Source organism: Pseudomonas fluorescens (assembly GCF_902497745.1).
GTDB classification, from domain to species: domain Bacteria; phylum Pseudomonadota; class Gammaproteobacteria; order Pseudomonadales; family Pseudomonadaceae; genus Aquipseudomonas; species Aquipseudomonas fluorescens_BM.
On sequence record NZ_CABVHJ010000028.1, the window covers coordinates 49,888 to 71,152 of the forward strand.

Here is a 21,265-nt window from a genome sequence, read left to right on the forward strand (position 1 = left end):
CGCCGTCAAGGATTCATCGGGTGCATTTCCGTGCCGTTCTTGCGCAGGCTGCGCGCCACTCGTTTTTCTTGCGCAGCTTGCAAATTATCTCTTGTGCTCGCTTTAGAGGTTGTTTCGTTGGGGATGGCGTCCACTTCATCCAGACGCGCACCTGACAGCACTATCTCCCCCACAACTGCGTCGGCCTCATTGGCGAGCTGAAGGTTGTCGAGGCCTGCTCGCAGCGATGAATCGCCGGTATCTTCACCCAATGAGAGCGTCACCAAGCTATTGATACCAGTGTTGCCGAGGCCATAAACCGAGGACATCGCCGTATCATGCAAAAATGTCGTTGCGGCTTTTTGTGTCCCCGATAGGGTTGGAAAACTCACCGAATCGCCGTGCCTGCTTTCCTTGTAACTGGCCGGGACAAATTCCGAAGCACGGATATTGTCACCGACGAAGCTTTTCAAAGCGCCATTGACGGCGGACCTCAATACCGGGTTCACGCTCTTCGATACCGGCCCCAGCCACATACCCTCAACGAAATTGACGCCCAGGCTGGCGACCATATTGATAGCTTGTGATCCCAAGGTAGCGCTGGCGTCATAAGCAATCGAAGGCCCGAAACGAGAAACAACCCTGCCAGCGGTCACCCCACCCAGATCTTTCGCAACGTCACTCAACACACCGATCGGATCAGCATTGACAAAACCGCCCGTAAAACCAGTGGCAAAACCCAACGCCCCCATCACTCCCACGGCCAGATGTTTCCCCATACCACCGGTTCCACGCTCGTCAAGAACATGCGCGGCGCTGGCTGCTGATGCATAAGCTAACGAAGCGCCAGTCATGACCGCCAAGGGATAACGAGCCAACTGCCCCAAGGCGGCATTAAGGCCCATTTCTGCCAAGTGTTTGGCCCCGTTCCCGGCGATACCCTTGATCGCCCCGCGGATCACCCCGGCTGCTACAGCTTTGCCGCGTTCACCCTTGGTAACCCGGGTCTTGCTCAACCCTTGCAAGTCGACGAAACCGATCGGGTTTCCGCCCACCATACGATACAAATTCAGCCCGTCGTGAACGCCCCCCGGATCGGCACTCAGCCATCGCTGCCGCCACGGCAGGTAGTAACGAAATCCGTAGTAATACAAGCCTGTCGCATCCCGCTCCTGGCCCGAATAGCGCACCGTCCGGTAACTGGCTTCTACCTTGTCACGCCCGGCCCACCAGGCTGTGCCGCCATACGGGTAGTAACTTTCCTGACTGATGAGTTGCGCATCGGCATCAAGTTCCAGAGTGCTGGAGTTCAGGTGATCGTTAAGGATGTAGCGTTGTTGATCGTTATCGATCCGCGCCGACCTGCCTTGCTCCCAATGTAAAACCTGCACTGTGCAGCGACCGGCCTGGGCGCTGATGACATGCAGGGTTTGCTCGGAGGTTTTACGGATTTCCAGCCCGGGCAGGTATCGGGTTTCATGCAGGCGGGTCAGATTGACGCTGTCGGTTGTGCGGATTTTGCGTACCCGTTGGCATTCACCGTCATAGATATAGCACTCGCCATCGTTGGCCGAGTCGGCACGGACGACCTGATCGACCTGAAGCAGTTGGTTGCGACTGCCCCAGCGTAAATTCTGACGCTTTTGCAGCACATTGAGGTTTCCATTGGCGTCGTACCCGGCGGCTATCTCTTGTTCTCCCGGCCGGTCACCGCTGGCGGTATACGGCAAACTGCGATTGCTGAATGCGGCCACAGCGGTACGTTCGGTGCGCTGACCACTCTCTGCATGGTGGTGCATTGTCAGCAGATTTCCACCTTCGTCGTAACGGTACGTTTGCAGGTAGTTTTCCAACTGATTGGGATCCGGCGGAGAGACGAATTCGGGCAAATGCGGGCCTGCTGGCGCATTGATCCGCTGCCAGCCACTGGCTTCAATCAGTTGATAAAGGGAGTCGTAACGGTAGGTATTGACCGCAACGATGCGCTCATTTCGAAAGTATCGGATCGGCTGTGCCCTGTCTGTGACACTGATCAGATTACCCACCGCATCATAGCTGTACGCCAGACTTTGTAGCGGGGGGCGGCCTGCAACCTGAGCGATCAACGTGCTCAGAAGCCCACTTTCTGCCTGGAAAGTGCTGCGCGTGATGACCCCGTTTCTCGCTGTTTGCTGCTCTACCTGGCCGGCGGCATTGTAGTGAACGTCACCGACCAGTCTGCTGTATTGATCAGCACCCGCCAGCTTCAAAAGGCTTTCGGAAAGCGCTCCGGCCAGGGACTGACGCGAACATTGTTCATTGCCCAAGGCATCCAGAACATAGACCGGCTCGCCGACGGCGTTATAGCCCGTGCGGGTGACCGCGGCCTCAGGCTCCAGCAAGATATCGCGCAGGGCCTGACTCTCCGGCCAGTCCGGCGGATCCAGTGTGTCGAGAAACTGCCGAGCCTGCTTCAGGGGCAATCCGAGGAGGCTGAACTCGTCGAAATTTTCGGTGCCTGCGGTGTCGTCATGACGTGTCAACTGTCCGCAGCGGTTATGCGATGCCGACTCGGCGCTGCTATCAGCATAGGAAAAGCATTCGCTGCGGCGCACCGCCCCCTCCGCCTCATGCTCGAAAACCGCTGCTGGCCGCAACAGTTGATCATAGTCGATGCGATGGTGATTGAACTTCTGATCCCAGGTATCAATTGGCAGACCAGAGGCCCCGGACAAACTCAACCGCCAGCCCGCGTCACTATTGACGGACAACAGCGACGCACCGGACAGGCTCGTGACGTTGGTTTCGTTGGCCGGTGTCGATGGATCGTTTCGAAACAGCGCAAACAGTCGCGGATCACGAATGTGGCTGGCCCGATGCTTGAAGTCGTCGACGGTTTGGCTAACGTACGCCTGCGAATCATCCTCGGCAGAACGTCTGCAATAGGCAACCGTGCGCGCCACTGCGCCGCGAGCGTCATACACAGTGATTTGGGGCGTGTTCCGGTGCATAAATCGACCTCAATCGCGAATGAGGTCTTTTATGAGCTTGCACCGTGATGGCGTCAACTGTCAGAAATTACAGGTATGGCGCCATTCGTCGTGTATTCAGGCGAGCAATTCCTGAATCTTTTCCTGCAACACATCCAGGTCGAACGGCTTTTCCAGGATCGGCGCCTTGCGCGTGATCGGGCTGCCGGTTTCGCGGATTTCCTGCGGGTAACCGCTGATGAAAATCACCTTCAGGTCCGGGCGCAGCTTGACGGCGGGTTCGGCGATCTGCACGCCGGAGATACCGCCCGGCAAGCGGAAGTCGGTGATCAACATGTCCAGATGCGGCTTGCTCGCCAGTATCTCGAACGCCTGCTCGCCATTTTCGGCCTGCAACACGCGATACCCCTGCCCTGACAAGTAATCCGTCAGGACCATCAAGATAACCGGTTCGTCCTCGACGACGAGTACTACATCTTGTGCATCTACGCTCATGGGAAGCCTTTGTTCGGTCAATAGCTGCTGATACGACCGTACGGTCAATCAGAGGTTGCGTCGGATGTGCCGTTTTCCTGGATTGGCAGACAAACGCGAAACTGGGCGCCCTCGTTGATTTCACTCTCGACGACGATTGAGCCGCCATGGGCGGCGACGATCTGCTCGGAAATGAACAGACCCAGCCCGAGCCCGGCCACTACCGTCTTGGCGGAAACCCGTTCGAACTGTTGGAAAATACGCTTCTGGTTCTCCTGGCTGATGCCGATGCCACGGTCCTGCACCTCGACCCGTGCTTCATCGCCCTCACGGTAAACCCGAACCTGAATCGGGCTGCGACCGCCATAGCGCAGGGCATTGGTGAGCAAATTGGTCACCACCTGTTCGATACGGAATTCGTCCCAGTTACCTTCCACCGGCGCTGGCGCGGTAAACGACACTTCGGTTTCTGCGGCCTCGATCTGTGCCGCGAAGTTCTGCAGCAGGTTGCTGACCAATTGCACCAGATCGAAACGGCTCGGCCGGATCGACAATTTGCCGGTGCGAATGCGCGACACGTCGAGCATGTCTTCGATCAGGCGAATCAGGCTTTTGATCTGCCGCTCATCGCGGTCGACCATGGCGTGCATCTTGTCGAGGGTGAACGCCGCAGCGTTGTCCCGAGCCAGGTGCATCTTGCGCAGCTGGGTTTCCAGGATCAGGCCGTTGAGCGGCGTGCGCACTTCGTGGGCAACGATGGACATGAAGTCATCGCGCATACGCACCGCCTGCTCCAGCTCCAACTGGGTGCTTTGCAGCTGTTGCAACAACGCTTCCTGTTCGCGACGAGCCTGCTCCAGCGCTTCAACCTGTTGCTTCATTGCCTTGCTCTGGCGGTACAGGTCGACGAAGACATTGACCTTGCTCTTCACCGCATGGATATCCAGCGGTTTGTGCAGAAAGTCCACCGCCCCGCTTTCGTAGCCCTTGAACGCGTAGTTCAGTTCACGGCCAGCGGCGCTGACGAAAATGATCGGGATGTTCTTGGTTTTCTCGGTGCCGCGCATCAACTCGGCGAGTTCAAAGCCGTTCATGCCCGGCATCTGTACGTCGAGAATGGCCATGGCAAATTCGTGTTGCAACAGCAACGACAGCGCTTCATCCGCCGACAACGCTTTGTAGACGGTACGGTCTTCACGCTTGATCAGCGCTTCAAGTGCCAGCAGGTTCTCCGGCAGATCGTCGACGATCAGCAGTTTGGCTTGGATATTACTCAGCATGCGATTCGTTCCAGCTCGACAAGCAGACGGCCGATGCCGTGAATGGGTAGGACATGATCCGGCTGCTGAATTTTCAGGGCAGCCAGCGGCATGGTGGCGACTTGCGCCTCTTCGGGATCCTGGACGATGGTCAAACCGCCGCAACGTTTGACTTCGGCCAGCCCGCGCGCGCCATCGTGATTGGCACCGGTCAGCAGGACAGCGGCCAGTGATGCACCGTATGCGTCGGCGGCCGATTCAAACAGGTAGTCGATCGAAGGCCGGGAATAGTGCACGCGGTCCTCAAGACTCAGCGAAAGGCTGCGATCCTGTTCGACCGACAGGTGATAACCCGGCGTCGCGAAATACACGTTGCCGGCGACAATGTCCTGTTTGTCGGCAGCCTCGTGCACCGGCAGTTCCACGCGCCGGGCGAAAACCTCGGCCAACTGACTGCGACGCTCTTCAGGCAGATGCAGCACAACAATGATCGGCAATGCGTAGCCTCGGCGCAGCGGCACGAGCAGGCTCAACAGCGCCTCAACGCCACCGGCGGAAGCACCGACCACAATCGCCTCGACGCGAGGTAAATCCACGGCCTCGTTCATGTTTTGCGGTAGATCCGTTCTTGTTTCACCAACGCTTCGAACTGGTTGGCATAACTGGAGAAATCCAGCGTCTCTTTGCTGCCGAGCACCAGAAAACCGCGATGGCAAAGCGATTCATGGAACAAGCCAAACGCCCGATCCTGCAGCTTCTTGTTGAAGTAGATCAGCACGTTGCGGCAGGAAATCAATTGGGTTTCGGAGAACACACTGTCGGTCGCCAGACTGTGGTCGGCAAAGGTCACGTTTTCGCACAGACTCTTGTCGAAAATCGCGTAACCGTACGCTGCCGTGTAGTAGTCGGCAAACGATCGCTGACCACCAGCCTGCTGATAGTTGGCGGTGTACGCGCGAACATTCTCCATGGAGAAAATCCCCTGCTTGGCCTTGTCCAGCGAGCGCGGGTTGATGTCGGTGGCATAGATGATCGTGCGATCGAGCAGGCCCTCTTCGCGCAGCAGAATCGCCATCGAATAGACCTCCTCGCCCGTGCTGCACCCGGCAATCCAGATCTTGATCGACGGATAGGTGCGCAGCAACGGCACCACTTCCCTGCGAATGGCGAGAAAGTGCGACGGATCACGAAACATCTCGCTGACCGGGATCGTCAGCAGTTGCAGCAACTGCATGAACGCCGTCGGGTCATGCAGAACCTTTTCCTGCAAGGCGGAAATAGTCGCGCATTCGAACTGGCTCAACGCGTGCTGCACCCGGCGCTTGATCGAAGCGCCGGAGTAATCGCGAAAATCGTAGCTGTACTTGAGGTAAATCGCCTCGATCAACAAGCGCAGCTCAATTTCGCTGTTTCGTTCGGCTGGACTACTGCGTTCCACTAAATGCGTTCCATCTTCGGTAACCACACGCGAATCAGCGAGAACAGACGATCCAGGTCGATGGGCTTGGCCAGGTAATCATTGGCGCCCGCCTGCAGGCAGCGTTCCTGATCGTCCTTCATGGCCTTGGCCGTCACCGCGATGATCGGCAACTTGCGCCAGCGCGGATCCTTGCGGATCTCAATGGTGGCTTCGAAACCGTCCATTTCCGGCATCATCACGTCCATCAACACCAGATCGATGTCCTCGACTTCGTTAAGTCTCTCAATCGCCTCACGACCGTTACGGCCGATCACCACGACTGCGCCTTTGGTCTCCAGCGCGCTGGTGAGGGCGAAAATGTTGCGCACATCGTCGTCCACCAGCAGCACCTTGCGACCCTCGAAGACCTTGTCGCGGCTGCGCGCGGTCTTGAGCATCTTCTGCCGTTCATGGGACAACTGCGATTCGACTTTGTGCAGAAAGAGTGTGACCTCGTCGAGCAAACGCTCCGGCGAGCGTGCGCCCTTGATGATGATCGAGCGCGAATACTTGCGCAGTTCGGCCTCTTCATCGCGGGTCAGGTTGCGTCCGGTGTAGACGATGACCGGCGGGAACGAGCAGATGTCTTCGGTCGACATGCGCTTGAGCAGGTCATTGCCGAGCATGTCCGGCAGCTTCAAGTCGATGACCATGCAGTCGTAGATCGTCGTGCGCAGCAGCTCCAAAGCGTCCTGCGCTAGGCCGACGGCGGTGATTTCGATGTCTTCGTCGCCGATCAGGCGCGCAATGCTTTCGCGCTGCAAATCGTCATCTTCAACCAGCAGCACGCGTTTGACCTTTTGCGTCAGCTTGGCTTCGAGACGGGCAAACACGTCCTTGAGCTCTTCGCGGGTGGTCGGCTTGACCGCGTAACCGATGGCGCCCATGTGCATGGCCGCTTCGACACGGTCTTCGACGGAAATCACGTGCACCGGAATGTGCCGGGTTTCGGCATGTTCTTTCAAGCGTTGCAATACGGTCAGGCCAGAGTGATCCGGCAGGCGCATGTCGAGCAGGATCGCATCCGGGACGAACTCCTTGGCCAGGTCATAACCTTCATCCGCGCCGTGGGCCACCAGGCACTGATAACCGAGTTCATGCGCCAGATCGTAAAGGATGTGCGCAAAGTTCGGCTCATCTTCCACCACCAGAATGCAACGCGTGGCGAACGGAGCCTTGTTGCGATCATCGGCGAAACGCGGAATGTGCACCGGCGCCAACGGCGAAACCACCGGTGCCAAAGGCACGCTGACCACATTGGCTGGTGGCGTGAAGGTCAACGGCGCAAACGGCACGTCGCTGGACACGTCGAACTGCTGCGGCAACACCAGTGTGAACACACTGCCCTGCCCCGGCGCGCTGCTGACACTGATCGAACCGCCGAGCAAGGTCGCCAGATCCCGCGAAATCGACAAGCCCAGACCGGTGCCGCCGTATTTGCGATTGGTGGTGCCGTCGGCCTGGCGGAAGGCTTCGAAAATGCTCTCCTGCTGATCGGCGGCAATACCGATACCCGAATCGCGCACGATGAACGCAATCCGGTCTTCCGGCTGGCCGGCGATGGTCAGGCTGACGGTGCCCTTTTCGGTGAATTTGATGGCGTTGGACAACAGGTTTTTGATCACTTGCTCCAGACGCTGGCGATCGGTGTACAGCATGCCCGGCGCGCCGGGCTGCAGATCGACACTGAAGGTAAGTTGCTTGTCTGCCGCCAAGGGTTCGAACACGCTGCGCAAACCATCGGCCAGACGCGCGACGCTGGTGTTCTCCGGAATCACTTCGAGCTTGCCCGCCTCGACCTTGGAGATGTCCAGAATGTCGTTGATCAGGTTGAGCAGATCGTTGCCGGCGGAGTAGATCGACTCGGCAAACTTGACCTGTTCGGCGCTGAGGTTGTCCTGCGGGTTCTCCGCCAGCAACTTGGCCAGAATCAGCGAACTGTTCAGCGGCGTGCGCAGTTCGTGAGACATGTTGGCAAGGAATTCGGACTTGTACTTGCTCGAGCGCTGCAACTCTTCGGCGCGTTCTTCGAGTTGTACCTGAGCCTGATTCAGTTCGGTGTTTTTCAGGTCCATGGCATCGCGCTGCTCGGCCAGGGTTTGCGCCTGCTCAGCGAGCTGCTCGTTGGTCTGTTCCAGTTCGACCTGCTGGGTTTCCAGATGCGCCTGGGATTCCTTGAGAATCCGCGACTGCTCTTCCAGTTCCTCGTTGGCGGTTTTCAGCTCTTCCTGTTGTACCTGCAACTCTTCGTTGAGCTGCTGGGTTTCGGCCAGCACTTCCTGCAGACGCTGACGGTAGCGCGCAGCCTCAATGGAGGTGCCGATGTTGCCGGCGATCAGTTCCAGCAGTTCGATATCGCGATCCGTCAGCGGGCGCAGGAAACCCAGCTCGATCACCCCGTTGACGCGGTCGTCATCACTGGTCGGCACCACCATCACACTGTGCGGCAAGCCTTCACCCAGGCCGGAACTGACCTTGAAGTAATCGGCCGGTACTGAATCCAGACGAATCAACCGTGCCTGCTGCGCCACTTGGCCGACGATGCCTTCGCCGCTGTAGATCGACTGCTCCTGCTCTTCCTGCTCGCGGGAGAAACCATAGGTGGCCACACGCTTGAGGCCGCCGTGTTCTTCACGCACATACAGTGCGGCCACGGCGGTGCCCAGATACTGCGCGCAGAACTGCAGAATATTGCGCCCCAGCAAGTTCAGCGTCAGTTGCCCCAGCACCTGCTCGGCCAGTTCGGTCTGACCATTGCGCAACCACGCCTGTTGCTCCAGGCGCTCGGCGCTGGCTTGCTGTGCGGCCATGTTGGCGCTGTAGTTGGTCGACAGGTTGACCAGATCGCGACGACCAATATAGGCGAGCAAGCCACTGATACCGGCAATGAACAGCAGGTACAGGCTGATGCTCCAGATGGTGGTCCGACGCACCTCTTCATTACGCGTAGTGCGCAAAACCTGTTCGGTCTCGATAACGTCTTCGAATTGCTTGCGGATTTCGTCGGTCAAACGCTTGCCACGTCCCGCCTTGACTGCGCCTCGATAATCGCCGCTGGAGCGCTGCAGATCGATCATCGACTGTGCGTAATTCGCCCACTCGGTCTGCAACGCCTGCAAACGGCGCAGTCGATCGGTTTGCACCGGGTTATCGGCGGTCAGATCCAGCAACGTATTGAGCGCCACGGCGATGCGCGGCTTGGCTGTTTCGTACGGATCGAGGAAGTGCTCGTCACCGCTGAGCAGGAAGCCGCGCATGCCGGTTTCCAGATCCACCGTGAGCTTTACCGCTTCATTGGCGTTATTGATCACCCGGTCGGTGTGCTCTACCCACTGGATCACCGACAGCAGATAAGTGATCAGCGAGACGAAGAACACGGCACTGAGCGCACCGACGCCCAAGGGCAGACTGATGTTGCGACTCAGGAGTTTACGAAACCGTTGCTCATCAACCGTAGACGGAGAGGACATGGGGTAGCCTTGTCGAACTGTTGAAAAACAGGCAGTTTGCCCCAAAACGACGGCGTGGATCCATTTTTCTCACACCTTTCGCAGCAAATTCCTACACTCGTCGGCGTGTTTGAGGGCCCGAACAGTTATCCTTGCGGCCCCGTCAGCAGCTACGCTTTTTTGTCTCGGCTGGGGAACTTGTGGCACTGCGCCACTTACTGATGAAAGAGCCCGGCACTTTTGATCGACCGGCGACCCTGAACTGACTTTTGAGAGCCTGAATATGTCTGCCACCGCCTCCACCATCCTTGTCGTAGAAGACGACGACATCGTGCGCATGCTGATTGTCGATGTGCTGGAGGAGTTGGACTTCAAGGTGCTCGAAGCTGACGGTGGCGAAAAGGCTCTGGAGATTCTGGGAAATTCGAGTCAGCACATTGACCTGATGATGACCGACTTCGGCCTGCCGGGCATGGATGGCCACGAACTGGCAACCAAAGCACGCAAACTGCGCCCCACCCTGCCCATTCTGTTTGCCAGTGGTTACGCTGAAACCATCGATGTGCCAGCCGACATGCATGTGATCGGCAAGCCATTTTCGATTGATCAGTTGCGCGACAAAGTAAAAGGCATACTGAAGACATAATTAATATTCTTTCATCGTGCCTCTTCAAACAATGCTGAAGGGGCATCACTGTCCGTTTCCGCCCCGCATACGCCCAACTTTATTAACAGCCGAATAATGCACTTACATAGCAGCACTTGATGGACAACAAATAACAAATGAGGATATCCGGCACATCAGATAAATGGATTTCTCATGAACATTACAAATATAAACTGGGCCACTCACAAAGATTTCTTGAATCCTGTTCGCCACACTCAACTCGATCATGCCGAACGCTTGGAAGTCATATACAAATTAAAACAGCGTCAAAACACGGCCAGCCCTTCGCAAGCTATTTCTCTGGCGGGCGCAACCCTTACACTCGAATCCGGCTCAACGCTTGAGCGCGCGTTGCAACCTGGCCGAAAAATGCTGCAGAGACTGTGTGAGCAAGCGGCTTTCAAAAAACTCACGGCCACGTTGAAACTTCCTGATGATTCACATTTTGCAGTGACGGCAAAAGGTGAAATATATGCAAATTACTCGGGAAAAACCCTGGAGTTTGCCAGCGCATTTAAACTTGCCCCCACCCTCAAAGATGATTTTTTGACACTTGTTGAAATGGCGGAGCGGGCCGGAGGCAGTATTTCTCTGGCTGAACAAATCGAGCTGGAACAATGGCTGAAATTTCATGACTTCCTGATCCCCCAAACCGCCGCTGAATGCTCCAGGCTGACAACATTCATGGAGCTACCGCCTCCAGTGGCACCATTGGCTGGCAACTATTGGGAAATGATCAGGTCTGGAGCCGAAAACGCGGTCACGCTTTCTGCGGATCAACGTAACGAATTCCGTAGACTCATCGCCAGTTACTTGAAGGGTCAGTCGCTCCTGGAGCAACTTTCGTACAGCATCTTTGGCGGGCCGTCGACACCGTTCAAACGCTCGGAAGCTGAACAAATTCTTGAACGACTGGTGTCCAGTCCCATTGCCCTGCGATGGGCCAGAGCCTATGTCCGGGATCTGGGCTGGTATGGCGCCCAGGAAAATCAGCCGCAATCAGATGAATCGCTCAAGCAGCTGATACTGACTTCCCTGCTGCTCGATATTCATCCGCGAATTGGTGAGGGAGAGCCGCGTAATCAGGTGGCAGGTTTCGATTTATACGCCGTCGAACATCTTGAGCTGTCCTTCGCCGACGTTCACACAGCATTCGAAAAGCACCTCGTCCAGCACCACCGGATCACCGAAAGAAATGCAGCGTTGGCCGCTCACTTGTTGCTCGCAGAGGCGGCGCCGGAATTTCTGGTGAAAGATTTGCCGGCAACCCTGGCCTTGGGGACCCCGCAATGGGTCGAATTCTGCCGAATAGTTGCAGTACAGGAAACCATCGCGCCGGGATCCACACGATCGATGACCTATACCCGGTTGCACCAACTGTCGAAGCCGGGCCCGGTTTCCGGATTCGGCAAGACACTCGACGCGCTGGCAGCTGGAGACGCGGTGATTGATTGGGCGGTGCTCAACAAAATCATCACCCCGGATGACATAGCAAAATCGATCCCGGGAGCCCTTGAAAAAGCGTCTACGGCTTACGCCCGGGTCGCCGCGACACTTGCCGAGACGGCCGACACACTGGGCCGTCCTTTGCCTACTCGCAGAAGTGTTTCACTGGACATCCTCAAGCAGGTCGCCAAAGGCTGCAGCTATCTGGAACATGACGTCATGTTTCAGAAGAACGATGTGGCGTGGGTAGATGCCTATGGCGACCGGGCCTTGCTGTCGCCTGTGGAATTGCACATGTCCAATGACCTGGCGACCAGGGAATGGGAGGTGAAAAACGGAGAAAGCATCTACACCGCCTTTCCCCGCATGCTGCCCAATCTGATCGCGCCTGACGGCGAGTTTCACCGGCAGTTCAATCGCGATTACCTCAAGCATATGAAGGCAATGGGCACGCACTTGAAGCAAGCGTTTTGCACAATGCCCCTTGTTGATAGAACGCGCTTACTCAAAGGCAAGGTGACGATTTTCAGTCTCAGACCCTCCGTCGCGAAACTCCAGACGCCTAACAATCTACCCACCAATCCAATATCGTCGACCCTTTACTCAATCTTCGCTACTTCACGCAAACCGACGGAAAGCCATAAAGAAATAGAGGAGGCAATGGGGCGCTACGGTGTAGTCCTCTGCTGCGAATTCGAAGACCGGATGACCTGTTACGAACTTTTCACTTTGCATGGCACCTGTCGCGAGAATCGTCAGTTGGCAGCGCTTATTGAAAAAGAAAACCTGCTGAGTACCAGCGTGCGCAGCAATGCAACAGGCTACTCGCTGCCGGCAACAGTGCATTCACTACCGACGAACATCGAGTGTTATACCCATGGAGTTCCGCCTGGCCTCATCGAAGTCAGTTCGGGCGTGATTGATAAAATCGGTCAGTTGCCGGTGTCTGCTCCCTCCGAGGAAATCAAAGGCTACTACCAGAGTTTCTACTCAACCGAATTCGACCCATTGGCGAATTTCGTACTCAAGCACCGACCGATCGCCACCTATGACGAGTTGGTCAGAGAATGTTGGGGACAGACTCGCCTGGAGGCTGTGCGCGCAAAACGGGAAGCGGATCTGGATACCTTTCTCAATTTCGTGGTGCCCTTCAAATCCTGTATCGAAGACTTGAGTTCGGACGACGTGGAACGACAAGTCCAAGGGGCGGGGACGTGTGCACTGGAAGCGGCGATGACTATTTTGCTGGTCGTCGGTGCCGTGGCTCAGGTTGTCAGCGTCGTTGCCAAAACCATGACCGTTGCCACCAAAGCCAGCGCACTTGCCAAAGTGGGTCTGGTGTTGGTCAATAATGTCTTCAACCCGCTGGACGGCTTACCAGACTTGCTGTTCAAGGGGGGCAAACTGTTGCGCAGGGGATTCAACAGCGGTTTCGCCCAGCTGGAAAATGTGCTTTCCGATGCCCGCAAATGGTCGGGCACCTCCTCGCCCCAACGGCACTTGGCCGCGACGATAGATCCCGACACTATTCGCCTCGCAGACTGGCGGCCTGCGCAAGCCTCTCAGGACATCTTTCAGGTCTGGGCGACACGACACAATGATGAATGGTTCGCGCTGAACTTACGAGGCGAGGCCTGGGGGCCAGCTCTGAAAAACATCAAGCCGCGAGAAAAATTTTCATTCTTCAAGTTGTTCAAACGAACGACGCCTTTCAGTTACACAAAAGCCTACTTGAAAAAAGCCACGCCCCTTGCCCAGAACAAACTGGACAACACGCTGCAGCTATTGTCGGAGATCGAAAATGACGATGTCCGCTCTATTGTCAAATACGTTTTCGGCACGAATTCGGACGAAGCCATCAACTACGTGAGCAAGAATTTGCGGGCAATGCGCAAGGATCTCGGATTGCTGGGGCATCACCATATGTCTTTCCGCCAACGTGGTACCGATACACTCGCCGCGTTAAAAACCACAACTTATAAACACTGGAAAGCCAGTCTTGATGTGGGCACACAGGTGGATGACAGCGCGACGAAATTCCTTGCGATCTATCCTGACAACCTGGATGAATGGTACCAAATGGCCAAGTACGACGATGCCCGGGTTGGCGATGTTCTCGTCCACGAAATGTCTCACGGCACGCCAGGCACACTTGATTTCTACTATGGAGAAGTCAGAGCCAGTATCACCCCGGCAGAATACGATGCGGCAGGCTTGATGGAGTTCGCTCGAAATGCTCGCAAGGCACACCCGAAGAATCTGGCCAACCCTCACCACGCTTTTGCGAACCTTGCAGACTTCGAAGAGTTTGAGGCGAACCTCACCAAATGGCCGAAACTGGTGCAGGACCATCCTGCATTGCTCAATGCCGAATCCTATTCAGTGGCGGTCTCGCTGATCGATCAGTACCGGACCCATCCGGCTACCTTTATGTTTAACCTTGCCACTCTGCGGCATGCCATAGACAGTGCAGACGCGGGGGAATTTCTGAAGGGGCCGCTCATGCTGAATCTGGCAAACCCGCATTTCTAAAGTCGGTTTACGCAGGATGCCGCGCCGCGGTATTGAGGGATATTTTTGACAATCGGGCGCATGCCCTACCCGTGTGGTTTAATTGCGCCCTTTTTTTACCCCTCGTTGCCGTGAAGGAATGTTGTCCATGATTCAAGCCGCCGCTACCAAAGTCCTGGTCATCGGTTACGTCTGGCCAGAGCCGCGCTCCTCAGCGGCGAGCGGGCACGTCATGCAGATCCTCGAAACATTCCTGCAACAAGGCTGGGACATTACCTTCAGCAGCCCGGCCGGCCCAGGCGAGCACAAGGCGGATCTTGCCGCACTCGGCATCCACGAAGTCGCCATCGAACTCAACAACAGCAGCTTTGATCACTTCATCAGCGAACTGGCCCCGGATATCGTGTTGTTCGACCAGTTCATGATGGAAGAGCAGTTTGGCTGGCGGGTTGAAAAGCACTGTCCGCAGGCACTGCGTGTGCTGGAAACTTCAGACCTGCAGAGCCTGCGCCACGCTCGTCACCAGCGGCTCAAGTCGCGCCTCAAAGTCAATCCTGACCAGAATGATTTCAGTGATGTATTTGCTCCGGCGCTGCGCGACGAGTTCGAGTTGATGGCCGAGACCGATCTGGCCAAGCGTGAAATTGCCGCGCTGTATCGTTGCGATCTGAACCTGATGATCTCCGAGGTGGAAATCGAATTGCTGATCGAACAGTTCGGTTTGCCCCGGCAATTGCTGCACTGGTGCCCGTTGATGATCGATCCGCCTGCGCCCTCACCGGCAAACTTCGCAGAGCGGGCGAATTTCTTGAGTATCGGCAATTTCCGCCACGCGCCTAACTGGGATGCCGTGCTGTGGATGAAAACCACCGTCTGGCCGTTGATTCGCCAACAGTTGCCGCAGGCACAACTGCACATCTATGGCGCCTATACGCCACCGAAAGCCACCGCGCTGCACAACGCCAGCGAAGGTTTCCATATCATGAACTGGGCCGAAGATGCGTTGCAGGTCATGTCCGCCGCGCGGGTTTGCCTGGCGCCATTGCGTTTTGGGGCTGGTATCAAGGGCAAACTGGTCGACGCCATGCTGTGTGGCACACCCAGCGTCACGACACCGATCGGAGCAGAAGCCATGCACGGCGATCACGCGTGGCCCGGCGCTGTGACGAGCAGCGCAGTCGAGTTCGCCAACAGTGCCGTGGCGCTTTACAAGGACGAGGCTCGTTGGCAGGAAGCCCGCCTTGCGGGATATACGCTGCTGAATCAACGCTACCCGCAGTCAGTACACGGTCTGGCCTTGATAGAGAGACTGCGTCATTGCCAACAAAACTTACAAAATCAGCGGGCCAGTAACTTCATTGGCAGCATGCTTCGTCATCACTCACACAAAAGTACCCAATACATGGCGCAGTGGATCGAAGTTAAAAATCGACAGCCTCAGCAACCACCAGACATATAAGCAATTGCTACTACACGACTTGCATTAAAAGCCAACTTTGCTGATTACCTGGCAACCGTTATAAACATCCTGCGCGCGCAACTTCGATAACTTTCTCTTTCGATCGCAGGATGTATAACATGAACAACACTGATAACTTCCAGCCTCACCAATGGATGGCTGATTCGCCGCAAATCGACAACTTGTCGCTTTTCGAACTGAGCTTGCCGGGTGCCCATAACGCCGGCTGCGATCTAGAAGCGAATTACACATTGTTACTGAGTGAAAACTGGATTGCCTGTCAGGATGTATCCTTTTATTCACAATTGAATCGCGGCGCCCGTGCGCTAGATGTACGCTTGACCTCTGACAATAGAGCGCAAGGCCTCGCCAGGTTCCGCTTCCATCATAACGGTTACCGTTCTTCCCGCACGCTCGTAGATCTTGTTCGTGACGTAAAAGCTTTCTATGAAAGAAACATAAATGAATTCATCATTCTGGACTTTCATGAACTTGGGGAACACAAGGTCGCATTCGATCATTCGCAATTTCAGGCATTGATGCTGGAGCATCTGGGTGAACGGATGATCCCTACCCGGAATCTGCACCTGACGCTTGGCCAGCTCAAGGCGATCAGCCCGTTGCAAAGAATCATGGTGGCAGCCCCCATGACCTGGGACACCGAGGACGACCGGATTCTTGGAAAAATCCACCACAAGTGGATAGGCCAAAACTTTGTCAGTCCTCTAGAGCTGCAGGGTTACATCAAAGAAGTGATGAGCGCGCCCATCAACACACTTCGCCCGTGGTCGCTGTCGGCAACCTGTTTTTCGTATGGCGGCCCTCAACGGATTCTGGATGATCTCGACGCCTGGTTTGACCCGGCCAGATCCGACTGGGCAAAAAAGTGCAACATCATCAATTTCGATTTTATTAAAAACTCGAACATCGTGCGTTTTTGCCAGATGGCCAACCTGGAAAAAGCCGTCGAGAAGTCCAGAAGCAGCGTCCGCGAGCAGACCGCTTGAGTGAAGCTGGCGCAAATCCCGGGAAACGAGGCATGATCGGCAGGCGATAACAAAAAAAGTAGCTCGCCATGACTCGAACCGCCCGCGTGACCGACCCTTCATACGAGTTGATGGATGACCATAACGGCTTGTCCATCATCTATCGCCAGCATGGCTTTCCATGCCCGTTGGTGCGCTGGCATTTCCACAAGGAATACGAACTGCACCTGATCGTCGCCAGCTCGGGCAAGGTATTCATCGGCGATTACATTGGCAATTTCTATCCCGAAACCCTCTTCCTCACCGGCCCCAATTTGCCGCACAACTGGATCAGCCAGGTGGCCGAAGATGAGGTGGTGGAAAAGCGCGACATGCTGGTCAACTTCACCGACGAGTTGTTCGAAAGTGGCCACCAGGTATTTGCCGAACTGAAGACCCTGGCGCCGTTGCTGGAGCGCGCGCAGTACGGCATCGAGTTTCGCTGCAAACGCACGATTGGCCAGGCCATGACGCTGATGCAACGCATCGCCGACAGCAAAGGCATCACCCGTCTCGGGCACTTTTTCATCCTGATGGAGCTGCTCGCGGCCAGTGATGATTTCCAGTTGTTGTCTGGCGCCACCACACCGCAACTGGCCGACGAGCACAATATCGATCGCACCAACCGGGCGGTCGATTACATCTTCAGTCACTACGCCCGGGACATCTCGCTGGAGGAAGTCGCCGAGCACCTGGGCATGACGCCGACCTATTTCAGCCGGGTATTCAAACAAGCCACCGGACGCAATTTCATCGAGTTCGTCAATCGCCTGCGCATCAGCAAATCCTGCGAGCTGCTGGCTGATGGTGACAAACCGGTGACCGAGGTGTGTTTCGAATCCGGCTTCAACAATATTTCCAATTTCAATCGGCGCTTTCAGCAGCTCAAGGGCATGACGCCGTCGCACTATCGGCGGCTCGCGGTGCAGCGCCTGACCGAGCAGAACCATAGCTGAAACCTCAACATACCTGTGGGAGCGAGCTTGCTCGCGAAAGCGGCGTGTCAGGCAACAAATTTGCAAACTGATAAAACGCATTCGCGAGCAAGCTCGCTCCCACAATGGACCTCGCAATGCTCTGAAACCTGTACGCATTCGATAGCGCCTGATCGCTGCAAAGCCCTTCCCTACGTTCACCCCACAAAAGTCCAGTGCAAAAAAGTATCGATAAAAGTGCTAGGGATGATTTGTCAGCCCTGCGATTGAAGGCTGTAATCAGTGCACATTCTTCCAGTCGTCGGAAGACACAAAAACAATAACTGTCCTTCTGTAACCCACCGGGTGCAGAAAAGGAGTGCACGATGCAACCCACTGCAAAAGCTCTGCTTGCCCTCACCTGCATGACCCTCAGCAGCGTCAGCCTTGGCGCCCAGACCCTGACCATCGCCACCGTCAACAACAGCGACATGATCCGCATGCAAAAGCTCTCGAAAACCTTCGAGACCGAGCATCCGGACATCAAGCTCAATTGGGTGGTGCTGGAGGAAAACGTTCTGCGCCAACGCCTGACCACCGACATCGCCACTCAGGGCGGGCAGTTCGACGTATTGACTATCGGCATGTACGAAGCCGCACTGTGGGGCGCCAAAGGCTGGCTGGAACCGATGAAGGATCTGCCGGCCAGTTATGCCCTCGACGACGTGTTCCCTTCAGTGCGCGAGGGCCTGTCGGTCAAGGGTTCGCTGTACGCCCTGCCGTTCTATGCGGAAAGCTCGATCACTTATTACCGCACCGACCTGTTCAAGGATGCCGGCCTGACCATGCCCGAGCGTCCGACCTGGGAGCAGATCGCCGGTTTCGCCGAAAAACTCACCCACAAAGACAAAGAGCAGTACGGCATCTGCCTGCGTGGCAAGGCCGGCTGGGGCGAGAACATGGCGCTGATCACCACCGTCGCCAACGCCTACGGCGCGCGCTGGTTCGATGAGCAGTGGAAGCCGGAATTCAGCGGGCCGGAATGGAAAAACGCGCTGAACTTCTACGTCGACACCATGAAGAAATCCGGCCCGCCGGGCGCGTCCAGCAATGGTTTCAACGAAAACCTCGCGCTCTTCAACAGCGGCAAATGCGCGATGTGGGTCGATGCCAGCGTCGCCGGCTCGTTCGTCACCGACAAGACCCAGAGCAAGGTTGCTGATCACGTCGGCTTCACTTTCGCCCCGCATCAGGTGACTGACAAAGGCTCGGCCTGGCTGTATTCGTGGGCACTGGCGATTCCGACCAGTTCCAAAGCCAAGGATGCCGCAAAAGAGTTCAGCGCCTGGGCGACTTCCAAAGAGTACGGCGAGCTGGTAGCCAAGACTGACGGCATTGCCAACGTACCGCCAGGCACTCGCGCCTCGACCTACAGCGACGCTTACATGAGCGCCGCGCCGTTCGCCAAGGTCACGCTGGAATCACTGAAGGCGGCTGATCCAGGCAAACCAACGCTGAAGCCAGTGCCATACATTGGCATTCAACTGGTGACCATTCCTGAGTTCCAGGCCGTGGGTACCCAGGTCGGCAAGCTGTTCTCGGCGGCGCTGATCGGCCAGACCACGGTGGATCAAGCCCTGGCCGCTGCCCAGCAAACCACTGAACGCGAGATGAAGCGCGCCGGTTATCCCAAGTAACCGCTGAACGACTTGCTCCTGCCTCCTGTGGGAGCGAGCTTGCTCGCGAAGGCGTCGTGTCAATCAATACATATGACACTGATCCAGCGCTTTCGCGAGCAAGCTCGCTCCCACATGGGATCTCCATAGGTCTGTATGACTCGGTTGTGATCACCATGAATACTTCAACTGCCAAAGCCCACCTCGACCTGTCGCCACCTGCGCGCAAGGTCCGCGTACGCAATCCCGGCTGGTTTCTGGTCAGCCCTTCGGTTGCCCTGTTGCTGCTGTGGATGATCGTGCCGCTGGGCATGACCATCTACTTCTCGATGATCCGCTACAACCTGCTCTACCCCGGTGAAAACGAATTCGTCGGGCTGGAGAACTTCACCTATTTCCTGACCGACTCGGGCTTTATGCCGGGCGCCACCAACACGCTGTTGCTGGTCGGTAGCGTGTTGCTGATCAGTGTGGTGTTGGGCGTGTTGATCAGCGCATTGCTGGAGGCCAGTGAATTCCTTGGTCGCGGCATTGTGCGAGTCATGCTGATTTCGCCGTTCTTCATCATGCCCACGGTCGGTGCGTTGATCTGGAAGAACCTGATTTTCCATCCGGTTTCGGGGATCCTCGCCTACATCTGGAAGCTGTTCGGCGCGCAACCGGTGGACTGGCTTGCCCACTACCCGTTGCTGTCGATCATCATCATTGTTTCGTGGCAGTGGCTGCCCTTCGCGATCCTGATTCTGATGACCGCGATGCAGTCCCTCGACCAGGAACAGAAAGAAGCCGCGCGCCTCGACGGTGCCGGGCCGATCGCGATTTTCTGGCACCTGACCCTGCCGCATCTGGCCCGGCCGATTGCCGTGGTGGTGATGATTGAAACGATCTTCCTGCTGTCGGTGTTCGCCGAGATCTTCACCACCACCAACGGCGGCCCCGGCTACGCCTCGACCAACCTCGCCTACCTGATCTACAACCAGGCGTTGGTGCAGTTCGACGTCGGCATGGCCTCGGCGGGCGGCTTGATTGCCGTGGTCATCGCCAACATCGCCGCGATCATTCTGGTGCGGATGATCGGCAAAAACCTGACTGACAAAGCCTGAGGCCTGCCATGACTCTCCAACAATCCCGCCGGCTGCAAAGCCTGCTGCTCGGCACCCTGGCCTGGGCCATCGCGATCGTGATTTTCTTCCCGATCTTGTGGATGGTGATGACCAGTTTCAAAACCGAAATCGATGCGTTCGCCACGCCGCCGCAGTTCATCTTCACGCCGACACTGGAGAACTACCTGCACATCAATGAGCGCAGCGATTACTTCAGTTTCGCCTGGAACTCGGTGGTGATTTCCTTCAGTGCCACGGCCCTGTGCCTGTTGATCGCGGTACCGGCGGCGTACTCGATGGCGTTCTACGAAACCCAGCGCACCAAAGGCACGCTGCTGTGGATGCTCTCGACGAAGATGCTGCCGCCAGTGGGCGTGCTGATGCCGATCTATCTGCTGGCGAAGAGTTTCGGCCTGCTCGATACGCGCATCGCACTGATCGTGATCTACACGCTGATCAACCTGCCGATCGTGGTCTGGATGGTTTACACCTACTTCAAGGACATCCCCAAAGACATCCTCGAAGCCGCCCGCCTCGACGGCGCCACGCTGTGGCAGGAAATGGTTCGCGTGCTGCTGCCGATCGCCAAGGGTGGCCTCGCTTCGACCGTGCTGCTGTCGCTGATCCTGTGCTGGAACGAGGCGTTCTGGTCGCTGAACCTGACCTCGTCGAAAGCCGCGCCACTGACGGCGTTGATCGCCTCGTATTCGAGTCCGGAAGGCTTGTTCTGGGCCAAGTTGTCGGCGGTCTCGACCCTGGCGTGTGCGCCGATTCTGATCTTCGGCTGGATCAGCCAGAAACAACTGGTACGCGGCCTCTCGTTTGGCGCCGTGAAATGAACATCCCGAATCCAACCCTATTCCCTGTGGGAGCGA

At 56.6% G+C, this 21,265-nt stretch carries 14 protein-coding genes; 8 read left to right on the forward strand and 6 right to left on the reverse strand.

Annotated features, from left to right (window positions below; genetic code table 11):
* Positions 1 to 5 precede the first annotated feature (5 nt).
* From F8N44_RS29050 to F8N44_RS29075, 6 genes are all read right to left on the reverse strand, one after another.
* The gene (locus F8N44_RS29050) at positions 6 to 2,969 is read right to left on the reverse strand and encodes an RHS repeat-associated core domain-containing protein (RefSeq protein ID WP_150652744.1); all 2,964 of its coding nucleotides are present in this window, start codon (positions 2,967 to 2,969) and stop codon (positions 6 to 8) included.
* A 96-nt stretch (positions 2,970 to 3,065) separates the two neighbouring features.
* Positions 3,066 to 3,443 carry a response regulator gene (locus F8N44_RS29055; protein ID WP_003225116.1) on the reverse strand — a complete coding sequence of 126 codons (378 nt, stop codon included), beginning with the start codon at positions 3,441 to 3,443 and terminating at the stop codon, positions 3,066 to 3,068.
* A gap of 44 nt (positions 3,444 to 3,487) precedes the next feature.
* Positions 3,488 to 4,702: a hybrid sensor histidine kinase/response regulator gene (locus F8N44_RS29060; protein WP_150652745.1), complete on the reverse strand. Its 1,215-nt coding sequence runs from the start codon at positions 4,700 to 4,702 to the stop codon at positions 3,488 to 3,490.
* On the reverse strand, positions 4,696 to 5,289 hold the full coding sequence (locus F8N44_RS29065; protein ID WP_150652746.1) for a chemotaxis protein CheB: 594 nt from the start codon (positions 5,287 to 5,289) through the stop codon (positions 4,696 to 4,698). The genes F8N44_RS29060 and F8N44_RS29065 overlap by 7 nt, the downstream gene beginning before the upstream one ends.
* Positions 5,286 to 6,119 carry a CheR family methyltransferase gene (locus tag F8N44_RS29070; RefSeq protein ID WP_150652747.1) on the reverse strand — a complete coding sequence of 278 codons (834 nt, stop codon included), beginning with the start codon at positions 6,117 to 6,119 and terminating at the stop codon, positions 5,286 to 5,288. The genes F8N44_RS29065 and F8N44_RS29070 overlap by 4 nt, the downstream gene beginning before the upstream one ends.
* A complete protein-coding gene (locus F8N44_RS29075) occupies positions 6,119 to 9,610 on the reverse strand; it encodes a response regulator (RefSeq protein WP_150652748.1) in 3,492 nt (1,163 codons plus the stop codon). Before F8N44_RS29075 ends, F8N44_RS29070 begins: the two co-directional genes overlap by 1 nt.
* 262 nt (positions 9,611 to 9,872) lie before the next feature.
* On the opposite strand from F8N44_RS29075, the gene F8N44_RS29080 reads away from it, so the two are divergent.
* The 8 genes from F8N44_RS29080 (at position 9,873) to F8N44_RS29120 (ending at position 21,229) form a co-directional block, all read left to right on the forward strand.
* Positions 9,873 to 10,235 (forward strand): response regulator, encoded by a 363-nt coding sequence (locus tag F8N44_RS29080; RefSeq protein ID WP_150652749.1) that lies wholly within the window; start codon positions 9,873 to 9,875, stop codon positions 10,233 to 10,235.
* A gap of 174 nt (positions 10,236 to 10,409) precedes the next feature.
* Positions 10,410 to 14,234, forward strand: a complete 3,825-nt coding sequence (locus tag F8N44_RS29085; protein WP_224794832.1) for a hypothetical protein — start codon at positions 10,410 to 10,412, stop codon at positions 14,232 to 14,234.
* A gap of 127 nt (positions 14,235 to 14,361) precedes the next feature.
* Positions 14,362 to 15,672: a glycosyltransferase gene (locus tag F8N44_RS29090; RefSeq protein ID WP_150652750.1), complete on the forward strand. Its 1,311-nt coding sequence runs from the start codon at positions 14,362 to 14,364 to the stop codon at positions 15,670 to 15,672.
* Between the two features lie 119 nt (positions 15,673 to 15,791).
* The gene (locus F8N44_RS29095) at positions 15,792 to 16,679 is read left to right on the forward strand and encodes a phospholipase (protein ID WP_150652751.1); all 888 of its coding nucleotides are present in this window, start codon (positions 15,792 to 15,794) and stop codon (positions 16,677 to 16,679) included.
* Between the two features lie 68 nt (positions 16,680 to 16,747).
* A complete protein-coding gene (locus F8N44_RS29100) occupies positions 16,748 to 17,653 on the forward strand; it encodes an AraC family transcriptional regulator (RefSeq protein WP_150652752.1) in 906 nt (301 codons plus the stop codon).
* A gap of 344 nt (positions 17,654 to 17,997) precedes the next feature.
* Positions 17,998 to 19,308 carry an ABC transporter substrate-binding protein gene (locus F8N44_RS29110; protein WP_102901833.1) on the forward strand — a complete coding sequence of 437 codons (1,311 nt, stop codon included), beginning with the start codon at positions 17,998 to 18,000 and terminating at the stop codon, positions 19,306 to 19,308.
* Positions 19,309 to 19,463: 155 nt separating this feature from the next.
* Positions 19,464 to 20,390 carry a carbohydrate ABC transporter permease gene (locus F8N44_RS29115; RefSeq protein ID WP_102901966.1) on the forward strand — a complete coding sequence of 309 codons (927 nt, stop codon included), beginning with the start codon at positions 19,464 to 19,466 and terminating at the stop codon, positions 20,388 to 20,390.
* 8 nt (positions 20,391 to 20,398) lie between these two features.
* Positions 20,399 to 21,229: a carbohydrate ABC transporter permease gene (locus F8N44_RS29120; RefSeq protein ID WP_095120887.1), complete on the forward strand. Its 831-nt coding sequence runs from the start codon at positions 20,399 to 20,401 to the stop codon at positions 21,227 to 21,229.
* The last annotated feature ends 36 nt before the right edge of the window (positions 21,230 to 21,265 follow it).